The organism is Streptomyces sp. NPDC047017, assembly GCF_040644175.1.
In the GTDB taxonomy this organism is placed as follows: domain Bacteria; phylum Actinomycetota; class Actinomycetes; order Streptomycetales; family Streptomycetaceae; genus Streptomyces.
This window is the reverse complement of record NZ_JBEYVW010000008.1, coordinates 72029-97372: the sequence shown is the minus strand read 5'-3', so window position 1 is coordinate 97372 and position 25344 is coordinate 72029. Positions and strand designations below refer to the sequence as shown.

Here is a 25344-nt window from a genome sequence, read left to right as displayed (position 1 = left end):
TCGGAGCCGGTGGTGGGATGCGTCACGCGGGCCGCTCTGAGCAGTCGGCGGGACCGGCGGGACGGGGCACGCGGGCCGCTCTGAGCAGTCGACGGGACCGGCGGGACGGGGCACGCGGGCCGCTTTGAGCAGTCGACGGGACGGGGCACGCGGACCGGTCGGAGCAGTCGGCGGGATGCGTCACACGGGCCGGTCCGTCCGCGCTCCGCGACCCCGCGCCCCGCCGCCGCCCGCGTCACTCGACGACGTGCCGTCCCTCCGGCCGCGCGCTGCACGAGGCCCGGAAGGCGCAGTGGGCGCAGTGCTGTCCGGCGGTCGGCGTGAACCGTTCGTCGAGCACCTTGCCGGCGGCGTTGGCCAGCAGCTTGCCCACCCACTCGCCCTCCAGGGGCTCCTGGACCTGCACCTTGGGCAGGCTGTCGCCGCCGTCGCGGACGGCCGCGCCCTGGCGGAGCTGGACGAGTTCGGCGCCGCCCGGCTCGGGGCGCCCGCCGTCGAAGACCTCGTCGACGGCGCCCTCGCGGACGGCCAGCTGGTAGACGGCGAGCTGCGGATGGCGGGCCACCTCCGCGCCCGTGGGCGCCTGCTTGCCGGTCTTGAAGTCGACGACGTAGGCACGGCCCTCGCCGTCCGCCTCGACCCGGTCCATGGAGCCGCGGACGCGCACCTGGTGGCCGCCCGCCTCCAGGGTGACGTCGAAGTCGTGCTCGCCGGCCACGGGCGTACGGCCCGCGCGGTCCATGACGTGCCACTTCAGGAAGCGTTCGAGCGCCACGCGTGCGTTCTCCCGCTCCTGCCGCGATTTCCACGGCGCGTCGAAGGCGAGGGCGTTCCAGACGGTCTCCAGGCGTTCCATGAGGACGGCGAGGTCGGCGGGGGTCCGGCCGGAGGCGACCTCGTCGGCCAGGACGTGCACCACGTTGCCGAAGCCCTGGGCGGCGCTCGCGGGCGCGTCGGCCTTCACCTCGCGGCCGAGGAACCACTGGAGGGCGCAGGTGTTGGCGAGCTGGTCGAGGGCGCTGCCGGAGAGCACCACGGGCTGGTCGCGGTCGCGCAGCGGCACCTTGCTCTCGGTGGGCGCGTCCATGCCCCACCAGCGGTAGGGGTGGGCCGCGGGGACCAGCGGGCGGCCGTCCTCGTCGGCGAGCGCGGCGAGCCGGGCCAGCCGGTGCGCGGCGGCCTGCCGCAGGGTGTCGGAGACGCGCGGGTCGACGGTCGTGGCGCGCAGTTCGGCGACCAGGGCCGCCACGGACAGCGGGCGGCGGGGGCGGCCGGTGACGTCCTGGGGCTCGACGCCGAGTTCGGTCAGGAAGCGGGAGGGCTGGTCGCCGTCGTCCGCGGGCGCCTTCACGGCGGTCACGACCAGCCGTTCACGCGCGCGCGTGGCGGCCACGTAGAACAGCCGCCGTTCCTCCGCCAGCAGGGCGCCCGGGGTGAGCGGTTCGGCGAGGCCGTCGCGGCCGATGCGGTCGGCCTCCAGCAGGGAGCCGCGGCGGCGCAGGTCCGGCCACAGCCCCTCCTGGACGCCCGCGACGACGACGAGGCGCCATTGCAGGCCCTTGGAGCGGTGCGCCGTCATCAGGCGTACCGCGTCGGGGCGCAGGGCGCGCCGGGTGAGCGTGTCGGCGGCGATGTCCTGGGCGTCGATCTCCTCCAGGAAGTTCAGGGCGCCCCGGCCGCCGGTGCGTTCCTCGGCGCGGGCCGCGGTCGCGAACAGCGCGCACACGGCGTCCAGGTCCCGGTCGGCGTTGCGGCCCGCCGCGCCGCCGCGCCGGGCGGCCCGCTCCAGGCGTCCGGGCCACGGCGTGCCCTCCCACAGGTCCCACAGCGCCTCCTCGGCGCTGCCGCCGCCCGCCAGGCGCTCCCTGGCCTTCCTGAGCAGCGCGCCGAGACGCTGGGCCCCGCGCGCGTACGCGGGGTCGTGCGTGACCAGGCGCTCCGGTTCGGCGAGCGCCCGGGCGAGCAGTTCGTCCGAGGGCGGCGGCAGGGGGTCGCCCGCGGCCCGTTCCTCCTCGCGCAGGGCGCGGCCCAGGCGGCGCAGGTCGGCGGTGTCCATGCCGGCGAGCGGCGAGGCGAGGAGGGTGAGGGCGGTCTCGGTGTCCAGCCAGCAGGGGGCCGGGGCGTCCTCGGCCGCCGGGGACTCCGCACCGGCGGCCGGCTGCGCTTCCCCCTCGCCGTGGACCGGCGGCCGTGCCGCCTCCGCCGTCGCCACCGCGCGCAGGGCGGTCAGCAGCGGGGCCACCGCCGGTTCGTGGCGCAGGGGCAGGTCGTCGCCGTCGATGTCCAGGGGGATGCCGGCCGCCGTCAGCGCGCGGCGCAGCGTCGGTATGGTGCGGGCGCCGGCCCGCACCAGCACGGCCATGTCGCTCCAGGGGAGGCCGTCCTCCAGGTGGGCGCGGCGCAGGATGTCGGCGATGTTGTCCACCTCGGTGCCCGCCGTCGGGTACGTGTGGACCTCGACGCGGCCGCCGTCCCGTACCGCGGTCAGCTCCCGGTGGGCGCGGACCTTGTCGGCGGGGAGGCGGGTGAGCGGCATGCGCCGGGTCAGCAGGCGGGTCGCGGCGAGCAGCGTGCCGCCCGAGCGGCGGGAGGTGCGCAGCACCGCGACGGGCGCCGGACGGCCGTCCGCGCGCGGGAACGCCCGCGGGAACTCCAGGATGCCGTTGACGTCGGCGCCCCGGAACGCGTAGATCGACTGGTCGGGGTCGCCGAAGGCGAGCAGGGTCCGGCCGTCCCCGGCCAGCGCCCGCAGCAGCCGCACCTGGGCCGGGTCGGTGTCCTGGTACTCGTCGACGTAGACCGCGTCGTACCGCGCGGCGAGCCGTTCGGCGACCTCGGGGCGGCGGGCGAGCAGGACCGCGCGGTGGACGAGTTCGGCGTAGTCGAGCACGCCCTGGAGGTCGAGGACGTCGAGGTACTCGGCGAGGAAGGCGGCAGCGGCCTGCCAGTCGGGGCGGCCGATGCGGCGGGCGAACGCCGCCAGGGCGTCGGCGCCCAGGCCCAGCTCACGGCTGCGGGCGAGGACCGCGCGGACCTCGTCGGCGAAGCCGCGGGTGGTCAGGCAGGCGCGCAGCTCGTCCGGCCAGCGCACGTGCGCGAGGCCCAGCCGCCCCAGGTCGACCTGGCCCGCCAGGAGGTCGCGCACGGTGACGTCCTGCTCGGGTCCGGACAGCAGGCGCAGCGGCTCCACGAACAGGCCGCTGTCCTGGTGGGCGCGGACCAGGGCGTAGCAGAACGAGTGGAAGGTGGTCGCCCGGGGGGCGCGCGCCGCCCCGGTGCGCGCCGCCATGCGGTCGCGCAACTCCATGGCCGCCCTGCGGCTGAAGGTGAGCACCAGGATCCGTTCGGGGTCCTGCCCGGCGGCGACGCGCGCGGCCACGGACTCGACCAAGGTGGTGGTCTTGCCGGTGCCGGGGCCGGCCAGGACGAGCAGCGGGCCGGACCGGTGCTCAACCACGGCGTGCTGGGCGGCGTCCAGACGAGGGGGGTCCGGCCTGGCCGGCGGGGTACGCACCAGTCGGTAAGCGCCACGGTTCCCCTGGCGCACCTCGGGGTGCGCCAGGCGGCTGGGAGAGGAAGAGGAGCTCACGTGGTTCGCCGGTCCTGGTGGGTGTACGGGGGGTCTGGCACGGCCGGTGCGAAGGGCCGCGGGCTCGGGCCGCCGCCGGACGGGGCGGGCGGTGGCCGCGGGGTGAGGGAGGCGCGTGCGGCCGACGCTACGCCGACGCGGGCCTCGGAAGCAGGGCTTCCCCTTCTTCCCGTGCCGCACCTTCTTCCCGTGCCGCACCGCGGTCAACTCGGGCGCATCCGCCACGCGTGTCCCTCGACGCACGAACGTACGGCATTGCGCGGACGTGCCCGGATTCGCCCGTACGGGTCGGGCACTCCCGCTCGGCCCGCCGGATGGCGGAAGCTGTCAGGTGTGACCCTGCGCACGTTCGCCGCCGTCGCCGTCCCAGCGGGCCCGTCTCATGTCGAGCCGGGGCAGGTGACCCTCGGCCGCCCTGCCCGCCTCCTTCAGCGGCGTGCCTTCGGCGCGGTAGTGGGCGAGCGCCCGCAGTTCGTGGCCCGGGAGCAGGACGCCGTCCGCGCGGACGACCCGCCACCACGGGGCGGCGCCGCCGTACAGGGCCATCACCCGGCCGACCTGGCGGGGGCCGCCCTCCTCCAGCCACTCCGCGACGTCCCCGTACGTCATGACGCGGCCCGGCGGGATCAGCTCGGCGACCTCCAGCACCCGCTCGGCGTACTCGGGCAGCGCGCCCGCAGGGTCTTGGCGGCCGTCGTCCGGAAGGCTCACTTCGCTCATCCGTCCCATCCTGCACCACGCCACCGACAGGGCGACCCGCATGTCACAGGGCGTCACCCTCGCCCCAGGGCGGCGCTTCGGGCAGACTGTCGGACCCGCATATGCACCCTGATGCCCCTGTGTGTCGGTGGGGCATGCCACCATCGTGCGGGCGGTGACCGGTGATACGAGACCAAGAAGAGACCATGAAGCAGCAGGGTGTGCACCCCGACGGCGCGGAGGGCACCTCTGGGGTCTCGTCGCGCCCGGATGCCGACGGCGCGCGCCGCGGCGGCGGCCGTGAGACCGGTACGGAAGACGCGGACCGCGCAGAAGACACGGACCGCACGGACTGTGCCGACGACGGCGATGGCGGCGATGGCAGTGATGGCAGCGGCCGCAAGGACGGCCCGGACGCGGTCCCGGCGGACAAGAAGCCCGACGGGAGCGCCGACGTGGCGCACATCGACGAGGTGGAGGGCGACGAACCGCTGCTCCCCGCGCGCGTGCACCGCCCCTCGGACCTGATGCGGCTCCTGGTGGGCGTGCTCGCCATCGCCGTCCTCCTCGCCATCGCCGCGTTCGCGCACGGCACGACCTCGGGCCTCGAACAGGACATCAACAAGGGCACCGGGCAGGCACCGGACCTGCTCATCAAGATCGCCGGGCTGGTCTCCAGCATCGCGATCCTGCTGGTGCCCGTCGCCTTCGCGATCGAACGCCTGATCAAACGCGACGGACTGCGCATCGCCGACGGCGTGCTGGCGGCGGTCCTCGCGCACGGGGTGACGCTCGCCACCGACCTGTGGGTGGCCAAGGCCGCCCCGCACTCCATCCAGGAGGCGCTCACCCAGCCCTCCCCCGGCGACCTGCACGCGCTCACCGACCCGGTGCACGGCTATCTCGCCCCGGTCATCGCGTACATGACGGCGGTCGGCATGTCCCGCAGACCGCGCTGGCGCTCGGTGCTGTGGATCGTGCTGCTGCTGGACGCCTTCTCCATGCTGGTCACCGGTTACACGACTCCGTTCTCGATCATCCTGACGGTGCTGATCGGCTGGACCCTCGCCTACGGCACCCTGTACGCGGTCGGCTCGCCGAACGCCCGTCCCACCGGGCGGACGCTGATGGCGGGACTGCAGACCGTCGGCTTCCACCCGGTCAGCGCCGCCCGCGAGGAGGCGACGGAGACCACCGCGGAGAACGGCGACCGCGGCCGGCGCTACTTCGTCACCCTGGAGGACGGCCCGCCGCTGGACGTCACGGTCGTCGACCGCGAGCAGCAGGCACAGGGCTTCTTCTACCGGGTGTGGCGCAACATCACCCTGCGCGGTTTCGCCACCCGCAGCAGCCTCCAGTCGCTGCGCCAGGCCCTGGAGCAGGAGGCGCTGCTCGCGTACGCGGCCATCGCGGCCGGGGCCAACGCGCCGAAGCTGATCGCGACCTCCGAGCTGGGTCCCGACGCCGTGATGCTGGTCTACGAGCACACCGGTGGGCGCACCCTGGACTCGCTGGCGGACGAGGAGATCACCGACGAGCTGCTGCGCCACACCTGGCATCAGGTGCGGGCGTTGCAGTCGCGGCGCATCGCGCACCGCAGGCTGGCGGGTGACGCGATCGTGGTGGATCGTTCCGGCAAGGTGATCCTCACCGATCTGCGCGGCGGCGAGATCGCCGCCGGTGACCTGCTGCTGCGCATGGACATCGCCCAGCTGGTCACGACGCTCGGTCTCCGGGTGGGCGCCGAGCGTGCCGTCGCCTCGGCGGTCGGCGTGCTGGGGCCGGACGCGGTCGCCGACTGCCTGCCGATGCTGCAGCCGATCGCCCTGACCCGCTCCACGCGCGCGACGCTGCGCAGGCTCGCGCGCGAGCGCGCGGAGCGGGAGCGTGACGCGGTCCTGGAGGCGTCCCGGCAGGCCAAGCAGGCCCGCCTGGAGCACGCGGCGCAGCAATCCGGCGCCGAGGGCACGGAGGACGCCGAAGGCACCGAAGGCACCGAGAAAGTCTCCGCCCCGAAGGCCGGCGTCGTCCTGGAGAAGCAGGAGAAACAGGACAAGCAGGACAAGAAGTCGGACAAGAAGGCCGTACGCGCGGAGGCGCGGGCGGAGAAGCGGGCCATCGACGAGGCCATAGAGGAGGCCCGCGAGGAGGACCTGCTGACGCAGATCCGCCATCAGGTGCTGCGGATCAGGCCGCAGGCCCCGGTCGAGCCGGCCCGCCTGGAGCGGGTCAGGCCGCGCACGCTGATCAGCCTCATCGCCGGCGCCATCGGCGCGTACTACCTGCTCACGCAGCTCACCCACATCGAGTTCAACACGCTGTTCGTCCATGTCCAGTGGGGCTGGCTGATCGCGGCGGTGCTGTTCTCGGCGCTCAGCTACGTGGCCGCCGCGATGGCACTGCTGGGGTTCGTGCCGGAGCGGGTGCCGTTCGTGCGGACCGTGGCGGCGCAGGTCGCCGGATCGTTCGTGAAGATCGTGGCACCGGCCGCGGTCGGGGGCGTGGCCCTCAACACGCGCTTCCTGCAACGCGCCGGCGTACGCCCCGGGCTCGCGGTGGCGAGCGTCGGCGCGTCCCAGTTGTTCGGGCTCGGCTGCCACATCCTGATGCTGCTGTCCTTCGGCTATCTGACGGGCACCGAGAAGACGCCGTCGCTGTCGCCGTCCCGGACGGTCATCGCCGGGCTGCTGACCGTCGCGGTGCTGGTCCTGGTGGTCACCTCGGTGCCGTTCCTGCGGAAGTTCGTCGTCACCCGGGTGCGTTCGCTGTTCGCGGGTGTGGTGCCACGGATGCTGGACGTGCTCCAGCGGCCGCAGAAGCTGGTCACCGGCATCGGCGGGATGCTGCTGCTCACCGCCTGCTTCGTGATGTGCCTGGACGCCTCCATCCGGGCGTTCGGCGACCAGTCGACCTCACTGAGCATCGCCAGCGTCGCCGTGGTCTTCCTCGCCGGCAACGCGCTCGGCTCGGCCGCGCCGACCCCGGGCGGAGTGGGCGCGGTGGAGGCGACCCTCACGGTCGGTCTGATCGCCGTGGGCCTGCCCAAGGAGGTCGCCGCGCCCGCGGTGCTGATGTTCCGGCTGCTGACGCTGTGGATTCCGGTGCTGCCGGGCTGGCTGGCCTTCAACCACCTGACCCGCAAGGGCGCCTTGTAGGTCAGCCCCGCAGGGCTCCTCCGGGCCCGACCCGCGGGGGCTCCTCGGCAAGGTGGGCTGCTGGGCCGCCGGGTAGCCCGGTCGGCCCGCGTCCCGCGCGGGAGGCCGTCCGCGGCGTGAGGATGGACGCATGCAGAACCCGCGCGGGCTGCGCGCAGCCGCCCTGACCGCAACCGCCGTGCTGCTCTGCGCCCTGGCGGGCTGCGGCGACGGCGTCGATGCCGGGCACGGGGATCTGACGTCCCAGAAGCTGGACTGGACGGACTGCGCGGCCCCCTCGGCCGCGCAGGGCGGCGGCGCCGCTCCGTCCCCGCTGCCGGGCGGCGCCAGATGGCAGTGCGCCACCATGAAGGCACCGCTGGACTGGAACAGGCCCAAGGGCGACACGATCGGCATCGCGCTGATCCGGGCGCGGGCGAGCGGGCCGGGCGCCCGCATCGGCTCGCTGATCTTCAACTTCGGCGGCCCCGGTGGTTCCGGAGTGACCACGCTGCCCGCGTTCGCCCAGGACTACGCGACCCTGCGCACCCGCTACGACCTGGTCAGCTTCGACCCGCGCGGCGTGGGCGGCAGCGCGGGCGTCACCTGCGAGAGCGACCCGCAGCTCGACCAGTACTTCCAGCAGGACTCGACGCCCGACAACGCCGCCGAGCGCGCCGCGTACCTGCGGAACACCGAGCGGTTCAACGCGGGCTGCGAGAAGAACTCGGCGAAGATCCTCCCGTACCTGCGCACCACCGACGCGGCCCGCGACATGGACCTGATGCGGCGGGTGCTCGGCGATGCCAAGCTGCACTACTTCGGCATCTCCTACGGCACCGAACTCGGCGGCGTCTACGCCCACCTGTTCCCCCGGCGCGTCGGGCGCGCCGTCCTCGACGCGGTCGTCGATCCCACGCAGACCCCGGAGCAGAGTTCGCTCGGGCAGGCCAGGGGATTCCAGCTGGCCATGGACAACTTCGCCCACGACTGCGTCTCCAAGAGCACCAAGTGCCCCATCGGCAGCTCGGCGCAGGACGTGGAGAACCGTATCGCCGCCCTGCTCAAGAGCCTCGACACCAAGACGATCCCCGGTGTCTTCCCCCGCCGCCTGACCCAGACGGCCGCGACCAACGGCGTCGCCCAGGCCCTGTACTCCAAGGATCTGTGGCAGCCGCTCACCGAGGGACTGCAACAGGCGTACGCCGGTGACGGCCAGATCCTGATGCTGCTCTCCGACGCGATGAACGGCCGCGACCAGAACGGCGAGTACAGCAACATCAGCGCGGCGAACGCCGCCGTCAACTGCGCCGACGAGAAGCAGCGGTACGGCACCGCGTACGTGGAGCGGAAACTGCCCGAGTTCCGGGCCGCCTCCCCGCTGTTCGGGGACTTCCTGGCCTGGTCCATGCTCAGCTGCGCCGGCTGGAAGGTGCCCGGCGCGGCCGACCATCCCGATGTGAGCGCACCCGGCTCGGCGCCGATCCTCGTCGTCGGCAACACCGGCGACCCGGCCACGCCGTACGAGGGCGCGCGGAAGATGGTGGACGCCCTGGGCAAGGGCGTGGCCGTCGAACTCACCTACAAGGGCCAGGGGCACGGCGCGTACGACAGCAAGGACAAGTGCGTGCAGAACGCGGTGAACGGCTATCTGCTGGACGGGAGAGTGCCCGCCGCCGGGACGGTGTGCGGCTAGCGGAACCGACCCTGATTTCTCGGGAAAACCGCAGCTCAGAGCGTTATCCACAGGCTGTAACGGAATCTTTTCGGCCCGCCTACCATGGCCTGACAGCTTCCGGCGGCCGATCCGCGGGAGCCCGTCAGGGGGGTGCGGGATGGTGCGTTTCGTGCGGTGGCCGATGCCCTCGGCAAGAGGGTCTGACCTGGAAGGGCGAGGGGGACGGTGCGTACGGCAGCGACCGCGACGTCTGCCCGGCCCGGCGACGCCGGAAGCCCACGGCGCCGAACGGGTCGGGGCCATGGGCTTCCGGTGTCCCGCCGGGCGGCGGGAGGAGCGGTCAGTAGACCGGCTTGTGCGGTTCGATCTGGTTGACCCAGCCGATCACACCGCCGCCGACGTGCACGGCGTCCGAGAAGCCGGCCGACTTGAGGACGGCGAGGACTTCCGCACTGCGGACACCCGTCTTGCAGTTCAGGACGATCTTCTTGTCCTGCGGGAGGCCCTCCAGGGCGTTGCCCATGAGGAACTCGTTCTTCGGGATCAGGCGGGCGCCCGGGATGGCCACGATCTCGAACTCGTTCGGCTCGCGGACGTCGATCAGCTCGATGTTCTCGCCCTCGTCGATCCACTCCTTGAGCTGCTTGGGAGTGATCGTCGAGGCGGCGGCCGCCGCCTGGGCCTCCTCGGAGACGACGCCGCAGAACGCCTCGTAGTCGATCAGTTCGGTGACGGTCGCGTTCTCGCCGCAGACCGCGCAGTCGGGGTCCTTGCGGACCTTGACCTGGCGGTACTGCATCTCCAGGGCGTCGTAGATCATCAGCCGGCCGACCAGCGGCTCGCCGATGCCGGCGAGCAGCTTGATCGCCTCGTTGACCTGGATGGAGCCGATGGACGCGCACAGCACGCCCAGGACGCCGCCCTCGGCGCAGGAGGGGACCATGCCGGGGGGCGGGGGCTCCGGGTAGAGGCAGCGGTAGCAGGGGCCGTGCTCGGACCAGAAGACCGACGCCTGGCCGTCGAAGCGGTAGATCGAACCCCACACGTACGGCTTGCCGAGAAGCACGCACGCGTCGTTGACCAGGTAACGGGTCGCGAAGTTGTCCGTGCCGTCGACGATCAGGTCGTACTGGCCGAAGATGTCCATCACGTTGTCGGCTTCGAGCCGCTCCTCGTGCAGGACGACGTCCACGTACGGGTTGATGCCCTTGACGGTGTCCCGCGCGGACTCGGCCTTGGAGCGGCCGATGTCGGCCTGGCTGTGGATGATCTGGCGCTGCAGGTTCGACTCGTCGACCTCGTCGAACTCCACGATGCCGAGCGTGCCGACGCCCGCCGCGGCCAGGTACATCAGCGCCGGCGAGCCCAGGCCGCCGGCGCCCACACAGAGCACCTTGGCGTTCTTCAGCCGCTTCTGCCCGTCCATGCCCACGTCGGGGATGATCAGGTGGCGGGAGTACCTGCGAACCTCGTCTACGGTGAGCTCGGAAGCCGGCTCGACCAGGGGTGGCAGCGACACGGGGACTCCGTTGGTCGGTCGATCACTACATTTGTTCTCCTCGTAACACTGCCACGGTCGCCTTCATTCCGAGACACCCGTTCCGACCCGCGAGACGATTTCGTCCCAGTAGCCGGGCAGGCCCTCCCAGGGGTCGGCGCGTCCGCCGCGGTCCGTGCGGTCGGTGAACCAGACGGTGCCCGCGCCCTGCCAGCGGGCGACGCGCAGCGCCTCGTCGAGATGGCCGCGCGGGACACCGTGCACGAAGTGGCAGAAGCGCTCGGCCGGGTGGTCGGCGGTCCACTCCGCGACCTGCGAGAAGCGGTAGTCGCGCCACGGTCCGTCGAAGGTCACCAACTGGTCGGCGTGCTCGGCGTAACCGGGGTGGGGATGGGTGCCGTGCCCCAGGACGATGTGGGCGCCCGGCCGCAGCGCCCGCAGCGACGTCACCGTGCGGCGCGTCTCGGGCAGCCCCTCGCGGTCGGCGGGGCAGCGGTCCAGGCGGAAGCCGTCGACCTGGTACCACTCCAGGTAGCGGTGCGCGTCGGCGGCCAGTTCGGCGCGGGGCCGGGTCCCGTACCCGGCGTCGAGATGGCCGAGAACCCGGACGCCCGCGTCGCGCAGCCGGCCGGCCGCGTCCAGGCAGTGCGGATCGGGCCGGACACCGGGGCCGCCGGCGACGTCGAGGATCACCCAGTGCAGGGGTGCGCCGGGGCGGGTGAGCGCGTTCCACTCGGCCGGGGCGAGCAGGGGGTGCGCGCAGCCGGGGACGCCGAGGCCGGTGCGGACGCCGGTGCCGGCGGTGCCCGCCGGGGTGCCGGTCAGATTCGGCATGCGGCCTCCATCCAGATGTCCGCGAGGGACTCCTCAAGGCTGATCCGGGGCCGCCAGCCGAGCCGGTCGCGGGCGGTGCGCACATCGGCCTGCTGCCAGCTGCCGCAGCCGTCGGGGTACGGGTACGCGACCGGAGCGGGGTGGTCCGGGTCGGTGCGGGGGTGCCCGATGGTGGGCCGCAGGTGGCCGCCGCCGGGCGGTCCGTCGACCTCGTGCAGCGAGCCGCCGTACCCGGCCACGCGCGCGAGGACCGAGGCGGCGTCGCGCAGCCGGACCGCGCGCCCGGAGCCGATGTTGATGACGCCCTGGGCGGCCGAGAGCGAGGCGGCGTGCACGGCGCGGGCCACGTCGCGGACGTCGACGAAGTCGCGCTGGGCGGCCAGGCCACCGAGTTTGAGGTCGCTGTCGCCGGACTGCATGGCGCGCCGCATGGCCTCGGCGAGCCGGCCGAGCGGCGATCCCGCCGGGGTGCCGGGTCCGGCGGGTGAGAAGACGCGGAGCACGACGGCGTCCAGGCCGGAGCCGAGGACCAGTTCGGTCGCGGCGAGCTTGCTCACCCCGTACGGGCCGCCGGGGCGGGGCACGGCGTCCTCGGCGGTGGAGGAGCCGGGCTGGCTGGGCCCGTACTCGGCGCCGCAGCCGATCTGTACCAGGCGGGCACCGCAGCCGCTGCGGCGCAGGGCCTCGCAGACGGTGGCGACGGCGACGGTGTTGTGCCGGGTGAGTTCGCGGGCGCCGCCCCGGGTGGCCCCGGCGCAGTTGATGACGACGCCGGGGTGGACGGCGTCGAGGAAGCGGGTGAGCGCGCCGGGGCTGCCCGTGGCGAGGTCGAAGCGTACGTCGGCGTCGTCACCGCGGCCGAGGGCGGTCAGCTGGACGGCCGGGTCGGCGAGCAGACGGTCGGCGACGAAACGGCCGAGGTACCCGCCTGCTCCGATCAGCAGAACCCTCATCGGGCGGCTCCCGGGGTGTGCGCTCCGGTGGCTCCGGATGCTCCGGACGCGCCGGATCGGGCGGTGGTCATGTGGTGTTCTCCTTCAAGGGGGTGGTGCGATCGGCTCCGGCCGTGCGGCCGGACGCCCGCGGCCGGCGGGGAGCCGGCTCCGCCTGCGGCTCCGGCCGGGTGCGGGTCCGTGCGGGGACGCGCCGGTGGCGCGCGGCGGCGGGCGCGGCCCGCGCCGCCCGTGCGGCATGTCCGGGTGCGGGACGGGGGTGGTGGCTCCGGGCGGGCGGGAGCGTTCGGTGTCCGTCACGCGCGGGCCTCGGACGGCCGGGGGCCGCGAGGGACCGCTTCGTGTCCGTCACTGCTGGTCCTCCCCGCGCGCGTGGGCCGAGGCCCTGCTCAGGGTGCGGGTCGCGTGGACCAGGAGGACCAGCGCGACCGCCGCGCAGGCGAGGGCCGGTACGGCTCCCGGGCCCCAGGTGTCCACGACGGTGTCGACCGGGACGGCGAGCGGGTCGCAGCCCGGGAGGCGGCCGGCGAAGACGCTCGCCTGGGCCAGTGCCTCCGCGGTGGCCGCGGCGCCGAGGGCGACGGCCGGGGCATGGGTGGAGCCGTGGCTGACGAGGACGCGGGCGAGCAGCAGCAGCGCGCCCAGGGCGAGTGTCCGGGCGAAGCCGGCGGGCTCGTGCAGCACGGTGCCGCACACCGCGAGCAGGGCGGCCAAAGCGCACAGGAACAGGCCGAACACCCACAGGAGCAGGGGCCGCAGGGAGGCGGTGAACTCGTCCAGGCCACGGCTGGCCGTCAGCCTTCGCCGGGCGCGCGCGGTGAACAGACGGGAGGCCCAGGCCGCCGGGGCGCAGGCGAGAGTGAGGGCCAGGACCGGGGCGGCGGTCAGCGGCCAGGGGCCGGACGCGGTGCCGTCGGGCAGTCCGTCGGGGCCGCCCGCGACGGCGGCGCCGAGCAGGCCGTCACCGAGGAGAGCGTAGGCGAGCAGCCAGTACGTCCACACGCGGGTGCCGGACGTGTGCGTGCCGGGCGGGGTGTGACCGCGCGGGCGCAGTGGGCCCCGGCGGAACAGGGCGCGCACGGCCAGCGCGACGGCGAGGATTCCGCCGCCGGCCACCGCCAGCCGGACCCGGCCCCCGGTCAGGCGCAGCCCGGCGACCATGGCCGCGCCCAGGGCGCCGGGCAGCAGGCTGAGCGCGATCCAGCCGATGCCCGCCCGGGCCGGTGCGGGGTCCCGCGGGGGCGCGGGGGGCCCGGTGTCGCGCGGGACGCGGGCGTACATCTCCTCGGCGAGGGAGAAGACGTCACGGTGGCGGAAGCGGGCGGCGGTACGGTCGGTGACCCCGTGCGCCTCCAGTCCCGCGGCGATCTCCAGCGGGTCCACGGCCTGTTCGCACAGCTCGCGGTGGCGATGCATCAGCGCCTTGACGGGGTCGGCGGCACCACGCCGGGGCGCGGCGGGGGGCGCTCCGCCGGGCACCGCGCCACCGACGCGCACCGCGCCATCGCCGCGCGCCGCACCACCGTCGAGCACCGCGCCACCGCCGCGCGCCACACCGCCACCGAGCACTGCGGCCCCGGGGCGCAGATCGCGCTCGCCCCCCGAGCCGGCATCGGGTCCGAACTGCCCGGCGGTGTGGTGGCTGATCCGTTGCGGCGGTCTGCGCAGCGAGACACCGTTTCGGGGGCCGGGTGACGGCCGGGCCGCGGGCTCGCCCGGTCGCTGTGTCAGCCACTCCGCCGACTGCGCGTCCCAGGCCCCGGGACTCGCCGGGGTGGACGGGCGGTCGGGTTCTCTCGGAGTGGTCATCGGGCGGCCTCCGGGGCGCGGGTGGGAGCGGCGGCCGCCCAGGCGGGGACGCTCCCACGGGCCGGGGCGGAGGGCGCGGGAGCGGCGGCGGGGCCGGTCCAGTGGCCGGGGACATGGGACTCGGCCGGGGCGGCGAACGGCAGGGGCTCGCCGGACTCGTCCAGGACGACGCGCCGGACCGGGCAGTGCGAGACGATCTCCAGGTAAATGCCGTGAAATGCCGCGATGTTCTGCTCGACGGTGAACAGTTCGAGCGCGCGGGCGCGGGCGGCCGCGCCCAGGCGCGCACGGCGCTCGGGGTCGCGCAGCAGCGAGACGCACGCCTCCGCGAGCGCCCGCGGATTGCGCGGGGGCACGACCAGTCCCGTGCCGCCGATGACCTCGACGACCGCGCCGACGTCCGTGGAGACCGTCGCGCAGCCGCAGAACATCGCCTCGACGAGCCCGGCCGGGAACCCCTCGACCACGCTCGACAGGACGGTCACGGCTCCCGAGGCGTAGGCGTCGGCGGGGGCGGGCGCCTCCGGGCCGCCGATCTCCTCGAAGGAGACCGGATTGTCACCGACGGTGTGCGGGCCCTCGGCCTCGTCCGGGAACAGCTGGGCGGCCAGGGCCTTGCAGTGGCCCAGATAGGCGGCCGCTTCGGGACCGTTCGGGGCGGCCGTGCCCACGATCCGCAGCCGGGCGCGGGGGTGCGCCCAGCGCACTTCCGCGAAGGCGTGCAGCAGGGACACCAGATCCTTGGCGGGCTCGACGCGGCCGACCCACACCAGCGTGTCCGGGTCGGGGGCCTGGGGCGACTCCCCGGTCTCGGCGAACGGGGCGGCGTCCATGCCGGGGTGGACGGTGCGCAGCCGGGCGCGGTCGGCGCCGCAGCGTTCCTGCCAGCGGCGGGTGTGGGCGTTGCCGTGGGTGATCAGGGACGCCCGGCGGTAGACCTCGGCGGCGAGCCTGCCGTGGAAGGCGGCGAGCAGCGCGCGGACGGCCGGTGCGGCGGTCCCGGCGGCGCCGGAGGCCAGGTAGTGGGAGCGCAGGGGGGAGCCGTACTCGGTGACCAGGAGGGGGACCCCGCAGAAGTGCCGGGCGAGCAGTCCGGGCAGGGCGGCCGTGCCGCCGGAGGCCGTGTGGCAGAGGTCGGCGGCGCCGAGGCCGTCGTCCTCGTACCAGTCGAGCGAGAGGGGGCGCAGGGCGCGTTCCAGGTGCGCGGCGACCGCGAGGAGATCCGGGACGCGCGCCTCGCGCACGGCGCGCGGGGCGCCGGGCGCGCGGACGGCGTGTTCCAGCGCGCGGACGGCGGTCTCCGAGCGGAGCGCGCCCGCCAGGCCGCCCCTGTCGCGGGCGAGTTCCGCGAGTCCGTAAAGCGCGTTGGCGAAACGGTCCGCCTGCCGGTCCGAGCGGTCCTGGGCGCCGCGCCCCGCCGCATCACCAGCCGCCCGCCCCGGCGCGTCACCGGCCGCCCGCCCCGCCGCGTCATCAACCGCCCGTCCCCCCGCGTCACCGGCCCCGACGGGCTCCGGTGTGCAGAGCGCGGCCGCCAGTTCCCCGTAGTACTCGGCGAAGCGCCGGCGCGCACGGCGCCCGAGCCGCGCGCCGTCGTCACCGTCCGCCCACAGGGGCGCCGTACGGACCCGGGCCACCTGATCGGGCAGCGGCACCCAGCCGTCGTCCTCCTGCTGCCGGCTGCGGCTGAGCGCGTAGAGGTCGAACTCGTGCTGTCCGAGCCCGCGCACGAGCCGTTCGCACCAGGGTCCGGCGTCACCACCCACGTACGGGTAGCCGCCCTCCGTCACCAGTCCGATGCGCACGCGTGCACCCCCGTTCTCTCCGTCGTTCTCTCCGTCGTTCTCTCCGTGTGGAGAGCCGCCCGTGTGGAGAGCCGCCGTCGCATCGGCGGCTCGCAGCGGGAAGAACGTATGCGGACATGCCGGTGGCGCGATGGACGGTTGTCCGTCGCGCCACCAGAAGGGGTGAACGGTCGTGACTTTCCCGGGCGGGGCGCGTTTCGGCGCGCTAGGGGACCGCCCGGGTCCGCGCGGTCAGGCCGCGGCCGGTTCCCGGCCCCCCTCCCGCCGCTGCGCGCGCCGCCGGGCCGCGACCTCGGGGTCGAGCGCGGGCACGGCGGCCAGGAGCTGTCTCGTGTAGGGGTCGCGGGGCGACTCGTACACCTCGTCGGCCGGGCCCTCCTCGACGATCCGTCCCCGCCGCATCACCGCGACCCGGTCGCTGACCTGGCGCACCACGGCCAGGTCGTGGGCGATGAAGACCAGCGCGATCCCCAGTTCCCGCTGCAACTCGCCGAGCAGGGCGACCACCTGCGCCTGGGTGGTGACGTCGAGGGCGGAGACGGGCTCGTCGCACACGATCACGCGCGGGTCCGCGGCGAGCGCCCGCGCGATGCCCACGCGCTGGCGCTGTCCGCCGCTGAACTCGTGCGGATAGCGGTCGTAGTGCGCCGCTTCGAGCCCCACGCGCTCCAGCAGTTCGCTCACGCGCCCCCGGATGCATCGTTCGTCGCGTTCGCCGCGCGCGCGGAGCGGGTCCGCGACGGACTCGCCCACGCTGCGCCGGGGGTTGAGGGAGGAGACGGGGTCCTGGAAGACCATCTGCACGGCCGGGTCCGTACCGGCGCGGGCGCGGCCCTCGAAGCGGACCTCGCCGGCCGTCGGCTCCAGGAGCCCGACCAGCATCCGTCCCAGCGTGGTCTTGCCGCTGCCGCTCTCTCCGACGACGCCGACCGTCTCGCCCCGGCGGACGGCCAGCGACACGCCGTCCACGGCCGCCAGGGCCCGTCTGCCGCGCCCGAACTCGCGCCGCAGCCCGGTCGCCTCCAGGACGATCTCGTCCGAGACCGCCGACGGCGCGCGGGCGACCTCCACGCGCGGCACCGCGCCCAGCAGTTCCCGGGTGTACGGCGCGGCGGGCGCCCCCAGGACACGGGTGACGGGCCCGTGTTCGACCGCTCGGCCGTGCCGCATGACCAGCACCTCGTCGACGCTCCCGGCGGCGACGCCGACGTCGTGCGTGACGAGCAGCAGGCCCATGCCGGTCTCCTCGCGCAGCGTGTGCAGCAGGTCGAGGATCTGCGCCTGGACGGTCACGTCGAGCGCGGTGGTCGGCTCGTCGGCGATCAGCAGGTCGGGCGCGCAGGCCAGCGCCATGGCGATCAGGGCGCGCTGGCGCATGCCGCCGCTGAACTCGTGCGGCCGCGCCCGGGAGCGCCGGACCGCGTCCGGGATGCCGACCCGGTCCAGCACCTGGACCGCACGCGCGCGTGCCGCCCGCCGGGACGCACGCGCGTGCGTGCGGTACACCTCGGCGATCTGGTCCCCGACGGCGTAGTACGGGTCGAGCGAGGACAGCGGGTCCTGGAAGACCATGGCGGCCCTGGCGCCGCGCAGCCGCCGCAGCTCCTCGTCGGACGCCTGCTGGACGTCGGTGCCGGCCACCCGCACCGAGCCGGTCACCCGGGCGCCGGTACCCCGGTGCAGCCCCAGCAAAGCCGAGGCGACCGTGGACTTGCCCGAGCCGGACTCGCCGACCAGGGCCAGCGCGCGGCCGGGCGCCAGGTGGAAGGAGAGGTCGTCGACGGCGCGCAGCGGCCCGAACTCGACCGTCAGGCCGCTGACTTCCACCAGGCTCATGCGAGGACCACCCGTCGGTCGGCCACCGCGAACAGCACGTCCGCGACGGAGTTGGCGATGACCACGAAGAAGCCGACGACCAGGACCATGCCGACGACCACCGGCAGGTCGACGACGTTCACCGCGTGCACCAGTTCCTGGCCGATGCCGGGCAGCCCGAACAGGGTCTCGGTGAGGACCGCGCCGCCGACCGCCGAACCGAAGTTGTTGGCGTTCAGCGCGATGACGGGCGCCAGGGCCCCGCGCAGCGCGTGCCGGCCGACCACCGACCGTTCGCCGACCCCGTACGCCCGGAAGGTGTGGATGTGGTCCTCGGCGAGGGTCTCCAGCATGGCGGCCCGGGTGAGCCGGGCGAAGGCGGCGGCCTCGATCAGGGCGAGCGAGAGCCACGGCAGCAGCAGGTTCCAGGCCCATTGCTCGGGGTCGTCGGTGAGGTTCACGTACTGCGGGAACGGCAGCCACTGGAACTCGCCGCAGACGACGATCATCAGGACCAGCCCGATGACGAACACGGGTGTCGCGGTGCCGGCGAGCGTGACGGCGGTGAGCACCCGCTCCGAGACGCGGCCGCGCCGCCAGGCGGACAGGACGCCGGTGCCGACGCCCAGGACGAGCCAGAGCACCATCGCGCCGAACACGAGGGACAGGCTCACCGGGAGCTTGCCCAGGATGAGGGCGAGGACCTGCCGGCCACTCTGGTAGGAGATCCCGAGGCAGGGCGCCGGGCAGTGCTCCACCGAGGTGCCGGTGGAGTAGTCGTGTCCGGCCACGAGCCCTTCGAGGAAGTGCCAGTAGCGCAGGTACAGCGGGTCCTCCAGGCGCAGTTGCTGGGCGACCTGGTGCACCTGTTCCGGTGAGCAGCGCGGGCCGCAGGTGATCTGGGCGACGTTGCCGGGGGCCGCGTAGAAGACGACGTAGACGATGACCGAGATGGCGAGGAGGGTGGCCACGGCGCCCAGGGCGCGGCGCAACGCGAACCCTCCGAGTCCGCCGAGGACGTTCATCCGGTCCCCTCCTGGTCCGCCCCCGCCGTGCGCGGCAGCGCACCGGGCGTCTCCGTCGTGCGCGGCAGCGCGCCGGGCGTCTCCGCCCTGCGCGGCGGCGCCGCACCATCCGGCTCCGCGTCGGCCTCGCGTCTGCGGCCCGTGCCGACGCGCAGGCGGGAGGCCGCGCGCGGGTCGAGGGCCGTGCGTACGCCGTCCCCGAGCACGGTCAGGGCGACGACGGTCACGAACAGGGCGCCCGCGGGCAGCATCAGGTACTGCGGCGCGGCCTGGTACCAGACGTCGGCCGCGGTGAGCATCTGCCCCCAGGACGGGGTCGGCGGCTTCACGCCCACCCCGAGGAAGGACAGCGCGGCCTCGGCGGAGATGTTGATGGGGACGAGCAGCGCGGCGTAGGTGATGACCGGGGCGGCCAGTCCGGGCAGCAGCTCGCGGCGGGTGATCCGCCAGCCGCCCCAGCCGCTGAGCCGGGCGGCGGCGACATGGTCGAGCCCCTTCAGGGTGAGTGTCTGGGCGCGGACGATCTTCGCGACGCTGCCCCAGGCGATCAGGCCGATGACGAGGGCGACCAGGGCCGGGCGCGGGAAGCTCGCCGGGACGATCGCGAGCAGCGCCAGCGACATGATCATCAGCGGCATGGCGACGATGATGTCGGTGGCCCGGCTCAGCAGCTGGTCGACCCAGCGGTTGCCGAGCGCGGAGGCCACGCCGACCGCGACCCCGATGACGATCTGCACGAGGGTCGCGGCGAGCGCCACGCCCAGCGAGATCCGTGCCCCGTACACCAGCCGGGCGAACAGGTCGCGCCCGGTCTGCGGTTCCACGCCGAGCCAGTGGTCGGCGCCGGCCCCGCCGAACGCGCCCACCGGCACGCCGCCGCGCGCGGAGTCGATCAGGGACGGGTGGTAGGTGGTCGGGTCCTGGCCCTCCAGCGCGGCGAGCAGGGGCGCGGCGAGCGCGACCACGACGAGCAGCGCGACTACGGCCGCCGCGACGAGGGCGGCGCGCTGCGCACGCAGCCGCCGCCAGAACTGACGGGCCCCCGAGGCCACCGGGACGGCTGTGTCCGTCCCGGCGGCCTCGACGGCGACGAGTGCCTCGCTCACGGTGTCACTTCACCGCGATCTGGGAGATGTCCAGGACGCCGGTCCAGTCGCTGATCACGATGTTCTTGACGTCCTTGCCGTACAGGCGCTTGTAGACGGGGTGGAACAGCGGCACGGTCAGGGCCTGCTCGCCGATCTTCTTGTCCAGTGCACCCCACCGCCGGGCGGCGGCGTCAAGATCCGTCAACTTGTTGATCGAGTCAATCTCGGTGTTGACCGACTTGTCGTTCAGCAGGCCGGTGTTGAAGTTGGCGCCGTCCTTGACGATCTGGCGGCCGTCGAAGATCGGGGCCAGGAAGGGGCCGCCGGAGGGCCAGTCGGCGCCCCAGTGGGCGAGGAAGAAGCCCGGCTCGGTGCCGACGTCGTGGATCTTGGCCTTGTAGTCGTTGTCCTCCAGGCCCTGGAGTCTGACGGTGATGCCGGCCTTCTTGAGGGCGTCCTGGATCGCGGTGGCGATCTCCGGGCTGGTCTCGAAGTCCTTGGCGTTGGAGTGGGTGAGCGTCACGGTGAGACCGCTCTTGTACCCGGCCTGCGCCAGCAGCTCCTTGGCCTTGGCCGGGTCGCCGGACGGGCCGGCCGGGAAGAGGTCGTAGGGCGTGTAGCCGAAGGACTTCTGGTTCGGCAGGAAGGTGGTGGCGGGTTCGGCGAGCGCGCTGCCGCCGGCCGCGTTGACCACGGAGGACCGGTCGATGGCGTACGAGATCGCCTGCCGCACCCTGATGTCGTCGAACGGCTTGACCTTCGGGTTGAAGGCTATGTAGTTCGTGTAGCCGAAGTGGCCGGTGCCCACGCGCGCGGCCAGCTCCTTGTCGCCGCTCACCTTGGCGAGTTCGGCCGGGCCGAGGTTGGTGTCGGTGGTGACGGCGGCGGCGTCCGCGCCCTGGGAGGCGGAGAGCCGCTGGTCGATCACCGAGGAGTCCAGGCCGGAGCGCACGTCGATCCGGTCGGGGTACGCCTTGCGCTCGGCGTCGGTGGCGGCGGACCAGTGGGGGTTGCGCGCCAGGACGAGGTGCTCGCCGTCGTTCTCGTTGCTGACGACCTTGTACGGCCCCGACGAGAGGGGGTGCTCCTCGTACTTGGTGCCGGTGTCCTTGCTCCGCGGCACCGGCGTGAACTGCGTCTGGGTGGCCAGGTACGGGAACTCGCCCTCGGGCTTGTCCAGATGGAAGACGATGGTCCGGCTGTCCGGCGTCTCGATCGCGGACAGGCCCTTCTTGTCCTTGTACGGCCCCTGGTAGCCGGCCGCGCCGACCAGCCAGTCCCGCAGGTAAGGAGCGCCGCCGGAGAGTTCGGGGGCGAAGGAGCGCTCGATGCCGTACTTGATGTCGGCCGAGGTGATCGGGGTGCCGTCCTCGTACTTCAGGCCCGCCTTGAGCGTGTACGTCCACACGGTCGCGTCCTTGTCGGGGCGCCCGGTGTCGGTGGCGAGGTCCGGGACGACCTTCGCGCCGGCGGCGCCGTTCTCGCGGTTGCGGGTGGTGAGCGTACGGAAGACGAGGGAGGGGACGTTGCCGCCGCCGGAGGTGTAGAGGCGGGCGGGGTCGAAGTTCTCCTGGGGCTGCGCGTTCAGGACGGTGAGGGTGCCGCCCTTGTGGGGCTGGGAGCCGCCGCCGGCACCCTGGGCGCCGCTGTCCTTCGGCCCGCAGGCGGCGACGCCCGCTGCCACGACCAGGGTGACGGATGCCGCGGCCACGCGGCGGGCGTTGACGGACGGTTGGCGCATCGGGGTGACGACCTCTCGGAAGGTGTCTCGGATCGCGAGACGAATTGACGAGGAGTGAGACGACATCGAGCAGACGTCTGCCTCGGCGGCGGGTCGTCGGATCACCGTGAGCCGGACCGCCGTGCGGCGGGGAACCGCGCACGGGGACCGTGATCAGGGAAGGCTCACCGGGAACCGGGGAGGTTCACGGCGAGGACGCGAGAAACGCGACGCGCACGCCGGGGGCGGGCGTCAGCGACAGTGGATGTCGGCCACACAGAGGGCGGTCACGCCAAGGAGCGCCAGCTCGATGGCGGCGCTGTTGACGGCGTGACGGGACCACATGCGCAGAAATATGAACGAGCGTTCGGCACATTGTCAACACGGCTTTCGCCGCGTGCGTCAACTCTTCGGGTACGGCCAGGGGTTGGGCAGACAGTGGATTCCGTCGTGATCCAGGAACTTCGTCTGCTGCTGCATGACCGGCGCCAGCTCGCCGTTCTTCTCGCAGCTGACGTGGTTGTGGCCGAGCCGGTGACCCACCTCGTGGTTGATCAACATCTGCCGGTAGGAGTACATCTTGTCGCCGTACGTCTTCGAGCCCTGCGCCCACCGGTACACGTTGATCATCACGCGCTCGGTGGCGGCCGAGTCGCACGAGACGTTGTCCTCGGTGGTGTCCAGGCCGGACTTGGCGCACCAGGCGGCGGTGGTGCCGGGACTGGCCAGCGTGATCACGAAGTCGGGCTTCCCGGTGGAGACCCGCTCGAAGGTGCGCGCGCCGTCGTGCGCCCAGCTGCGGTCGTCGTTGAGCGTCTTCTGCACGGCGTCGGCGAAGAGAGCGCCGTCGAGTCCGAGGCCCTGCTCCATGTCGACGCGGTAGGTGAACTTGTGCCCCCGGCCGGGCGCCTTGGCGAAGCCGGGGACCGTCTCGAAGCGGCCCGACCCCTTCAGGGTGGGGGCCATCGCGTACTTCGTGTCCATCTTCTGGTCGTACGTGAGCTGCGGCGCGGGGGCTCCCGGCGACGCGGCCGTCCCGCCGCCGGTACCCGCGAGCGCGTGGGCGTCCCGGCCCTGCTCGGTGGCGGCCTGCGACCGCGTCCCGGCGCCCGCCCGGCCCTCGGCCACCTGCCCGGCGACGATGACGGCGAGCACGGTGGTGACGGCTGCGGCGGCGATGCCGGTGAAGGTACGTCCCTTGGCGCCGCCCGTATGGCGCGCGGGCTTGTCGGTGCCGGTGGGCGGCGGGGTGGTGCCGGCACCGGCGGGGGTTGCCTCGGTAGCGGCGTCGGCGTGGACACCGGCCTCGGCGCCGGCGCGGGACTCGTCCTTGGTCCCCGGGTCGGCCGGGGGGCGCGCGGCGCCGCGTGGGCGGGGCGCGAAGACGTCGTCACCGTCGCCGTCGTCGCCGCCACCATCGCGCTTGCCGAACGCGTCGAGGTACTCCTGCCGGGGGCCAGGGGGCGGCGCCTGCCGCTGCCGGGGGATGGGGACGCCCGGGGCGGCACCGGGGGCGGAGGGACTTGTGGCGGGGTGCCCGGAGGGGCCGGCGTAGGGGCTGGGGTGGGAGCCGGTCGCGGGGTCGGCCGGAGCGGCGGGGGCAGGCACGGCGGACCTGCCTCGTCCGCGTCGGGTCGGGGCGGCGGGGCCGGCGTGGACACCAGGACCGGCGTGGACACCAGGGCCGGGCATCGTGCCCGCCGACGCGCCGGGACCGGCCGCTCCCGGCCGTCCCCGGCCGGCGTCGGCGGCGGGCCCGGTCCACGACTGCGGCTCTCCCCAGCCGCCCCCGGCCTCACGCTGCTCGGGGTGCCCGCCACGCGCCTCGGGAACATCGCGCGCGCGAGTGCTGTCGGGCATCCGGGGCACACCCCGCGCGGGCGTACCGTCCCCGAACCTCGGCACACCCCGCGCGGGCGCACCGTCCGGCAGACGCGGCACCCCGCGCGCCGGAGTGCCGTCCGTGAACCTGGGCGCGCCATGCGCCGGAGTACCGTCCTCGAACCTCGGCACGCCATGCGCGGGCGTACCGTCCGGCAGACGCGGCACCCCGTGCGCCGGAGTGCCGTCCGTGAACCTGGGCGCGCCATGCGCCGGAGTACCGTCCCCGAGCCTCGGCACACCCCGCGCGGGCGTACCGTCCGGCAAACCCGCTCCGGTGTACGGCGATTGACCGGTCATCGTACGAGCACCCCGGGACGGGACGGAGTCCGACGAGGAACCCGGCAGTCGCCCGGGGGGCATCGCACCCGCGTCCGGTTCCTGGCGGGCCCGGGGAATCCCGCCCTGCCCCGCCGCTGCCCCAGGTCCGGGGCTCTCGCGGCCGTCACGGCCCTCGCCGCGAACCCCGTGGCCCTCGCCGCGAACCCCGCGATCCTGGCCGTGGGCTCCGTGGTCCTGGCCGGGCAGGCCGGGCCGGTCGTCCCGCTGTGCTGCAGTTGTGTCCGCCGTCTCGCCCGTGGGGGCGGGTCCGCGGCGGCTGTGGCGTCCCACCTGGCCCGTCAGCCCCTCTTGTCGTCGCCGGAAGCCCTGTCGTCGGCCCCCGTGCTTCCATAACCGGCGCTACCGGCTTCCGGTTTCTCCCACTCCCCCGGTTTCCCGGCTGCCGTTTTCCCGGCTGCCGTCGTCGCCGCCGTTCCCGTCGCCGGCCCGGCAGCCCGCCCCCGGCCGCGCTCCGCGGTCTCGGCCAGCAGGTCCAGGAACGCGGTGGCCACCGTCTCCGGATACTCCATCATCGCCACGTGACCGGCGTCCGGCAGGGTCAGCAGGCGGGAGTCGCGGAAGGCGCGGGCGGCCCGGCGGGCCATACGGTAGCCGACGAGCTGGTCCCGGCCGCCGTAAACCAGCAGGGTGGGGGCGAGGACCCGCTCGGCCTGGCGCCACAGCCCGTGCTGGCCGCCCAGTGTGTACGCGTCCACGATCCCGCGCGCGGAGCGTGCCATCGCGTCCCAGAAGTACGGCAGCCGCAGCCGCCGTTCCATCTCCCGCACCGCGTTGCCGAACTCCTCCGGCGTGACCTGCTCGGGGTTCCCGTAGCAGAGGGCCATGACGCCGCGGACCCGCTGCTCGGGCGTCCACTCCCGGGTGAGCCGGGTGAAGAGCGCGGCGATGCCCGGCAGGGCGAGCAGTCCGGTCGGCACGGCGCTGCGCTGCACCCGCAGCTCGGGCAGCGCGGGCGAGACCAGTGTGAGCGTGCGGACGAGGTCCGGGCGGAGCGCGGCGACGCGCGTCGAGACGGCGCCGCCGAGGGAGTTGCCGAACAGATGGACGGGGCCGCCGCCGGAGGAGTCCAGGAAACGGATCACCGCGCGGGCGTGCGCGGTGATGGAGTAGTCGCCGTCGTCGGGCGGCGGGGAGTCGCCGAAGCCCGGCAGGTCGACCGCCTCGCCGTCGACGACGTCGTCGAGCAGCGGCATCAGCGCCGACCAGTTCCGCGAGGAGCCGCCGAGTCCGTGCACGTACAGCGCGCGCGGCAGGCCCTCGCGCGCGGGGGGCCGGGAGCGCACCGTCAGGGTGATCCCCGGCAGTTCGGCCGAGCGCAGCCGTTCCCCTTCCTCGACCGCTACGGGCGCCACCCGGGGAAGAACATTGGCGGGCGGCACGGAAGGCAGCTCGGTCGAAGGCATGCGGCAATGTTACGAGACGATCACGCCGTGGTTCATGTGTTCGCCATCACAGGTACGCCACGCCGTGGATC

Annotated in this window: 17 protein-coding genes; 3 read left to right on the top strand and 14 right to left on the bottom strand. The window is 74.2% G+C overall.

Annotated features, from left to right (window positions below):
- Window positions 1-235 precede the first annotated feature (235 nt).
- Both ABZ858_RS15760 and ABZ858_RS15755 read right to left on the bottom strand, forming a co-directional pair.
- Window positions 236-3589, bottom strand: a complete 3354-nt coding sequence (locus tag ABZ858_RS15760; RefSeq protein ID WP_361377443.1) for an ATP-dependent DNA helicase — start codon at window positions 3587-3589, stop codon at window positions 236-238.
- A 327-nt stretch (window positions 3590-3916) separates the two neighbouring features.
- Window positions 3917-4309: an MGMT family protein gene (locus ABZ858_RS15755; protein ID WP_361377440.1), complete on the bottom strand. Its 393-nt coding sequence runs from the start codon at window positions 4307-4309 to the stop codon at window positions 3917-3919.
- A gap of 185 nt (window positions 4310-4494) precedes the next feature.
- Here ABZ858_RS15755 and ABZ858_RS15750 point away from each other — a divergent pair, with 185 nt between their 5' ends.
- Entirely contained in the window at window positions 4495-7443 is a 2949-nt protein-coding gene (locus tag ABZ858_RS15750) for a lysylphosphatidylglycerol synthase transmembrane domain-containing protein (RefSeq protein ID WP_361377437.1), read from the top strand.
- 130 nt (window positions 7444-7573) lie between these two features.
- The gene (locus tag ABZ858_RS15745) at window positions 7574-9118 is read left to right on the top strand and encodes an alpha/beta hydrolase (protein WP_361377433.1); all 1545 of its coding nucleotides are present in this window, start codon (window positions 7574-7576) and stop codon (window positions 9116-9118) included.
- 322 nt (window positions 9119-9440) lie between these two features.
- On the opposite strand, the gene moeZ is transcribed toward ABZ858_RS15745, so the two are convergent.
- From moeZ to ABZ858_RS15725, 4 genes are all read right to left on the bottom strand, one after another.
- Entirely contained in the window at window positions 9441-10619 is a 1179-nt protein-coding gene (moeZ, locus tag ABZ858_RS15740; RefSeq protein WP_361377430.1) for an adenylyltransferase/sulfurtransferase MoeZ, read from the bottom strand.
- A 63-nt stretch (window positions 10620-10682) separates the two neighbouring features.
- Window positions 10683-11432 (bottom strand): spherulation-specific family 4 protein, encoded by a 750-nt coding sequence (locus ABZ858_RS15735; RefSeq protein WP_361377427.1) that lies wholly within the window; start codon window positions 11430-11432, stop codon window positions 10683-10685.
- Complete coding sequence (locus tag ABZ858_RS15730) at window positions 11420-12385, bottom strand: NAD-dependent epimerase/dehydratase family protein (RefSeq protein WP_361377424.1); 966 nt, start codon at window positions 12383-12385, stop codon at window positions 11420-11422. The genes ABZ858_RS15735 and ABZ858_RS15730 overlap by 13 nt, the downstream gene beginning before the upstream one ends.
- A 348-nt stretch (window positions 12386-12733) precedes the next feature.
- Complete coding sequence (locus ABZ858_RS15725; RefSeq protein ID WP_361378011.1) at window positions 12734-13864, bottom strand: hypothetical protein; 1131 nt, start codon at window positions 13862-13864, stop codon at window positions 12734-12736.
- Between ABZ858_RS15725 and ABZ858_RS15720 the strand changes: the two genes are divergently transcribed.
- A complete protein-coding gene (locus ABZ858_RS15720; RefSeq protein ID WP_361378056.1) occupies window positions 13796-14080 on the top strand; it encodes a hypothetical protein in 285 nt (94 codons plus the stop codon). The genes ABZ858_RS15725 and ABZ858_RS15720 overlap by 69 nt on opposite strands.
- 110 nt (window positions 14081-14190) lie before the next feature.
- On the opposite strand, the gene ABZ858_RS15715 is transcribed toward ABZ858_RS15720, so the two are convergent.
- The 8 genes from ABZ858_RS15715 to ABZ858_RS15680 form a co-directional block, all read right to left on the bottom strand.
- Complete coding sequence (locus ABZ858_RS15715) at window positions 14191-15999, bottom strand: DUF3492 domain-containing protein (protein WP_361377421.1); 1809 nt, start codon at window positions 15997-15999, stop codon at window positions 14191-14193.
- 231 nt (window positions 16000-16230) lie between these two features.
- Window positions 16231-17835, bottom strand: coding sequence for an ABC transporter ATP-binding protein (locus ABZ858_RS15710; protein WP_361377418.1), 1605 nt, complete (start codon window positions 17833-17835; stop codon window positions 16231-16233).
- Window positions 17832-18839, bottom strand: coding sequence for an ABC transporter permease (locus ABZ858_RS15705; RefSeq protein ID WP_361377415.1), 1008 nt, complete (start codon window positions 18837-18839; stop codon window positions 17832-17834). The genes ABZ858_RS15710 and ABZ858_RS15705 overlap by 4 nt, the downstream gene beginning before the upstream one ends.
- Entirely contained in the window at window positions 18836-19945 is a 1110-nt protein-coding gene (locus ABZ858_RS15700) for an ABC transporter permease (RefSeq protein ID WP_361377412.1), read from the bottom strand. Before ABZ858_RS15700 ends, ABZ858_RS15705 begins: the two co-directional genes overlap by 4 nt.
- A 4-nt stretch (window positions 19946-19949) precedes the next feature.
- A complete protein-coding gene (locus tag ABZ858_RS15695) occupies window positions 19950-21668 on the bottom strand; it encodes an ABC transporter substrate-binding protein (RefSeq protein ID WP_361377409.1) in 1719 nt (572 codons plus the stop codon).
- Between the two features lie 231 nt (window positions 21669-21899).
- Complete coding sequence (locus ABZ858_RS15690) at window positions 21900-21992, bottom strand: Ms4533A family Cys-rich leader peptide (protein ID WP_361377406.1); 93 nt, start codon at window positions 21990-21992, stop codon at window positions 21900-21902.
- 57 nt (window positions 21993-22049) lie between these two features.
- Window positions 22050-23828: a DUF3152 domain-containing protein gene (locus ABZ858_RS15685; protein WP_361377403.1), complete on the bottom strand. Its 1779-nt coding sequence runs from the start codon at window positions 23826-23828 to the stop codon at window positions 22050-22052.
- 320 nt (window positions 23829-24148) lie between these two features.
- A complete protein-coding gene (locus ABZ858_RS15680) occupies window positions 24149-25273 on the bottom strand; it encodes an alpha/beta hydrolase (RefSeq protein WP_361377400.1) in 1125 nt (374 codons plus the stop codon).
- Window positions 25274-25344 lie beyond the last annotated feature (71 nt).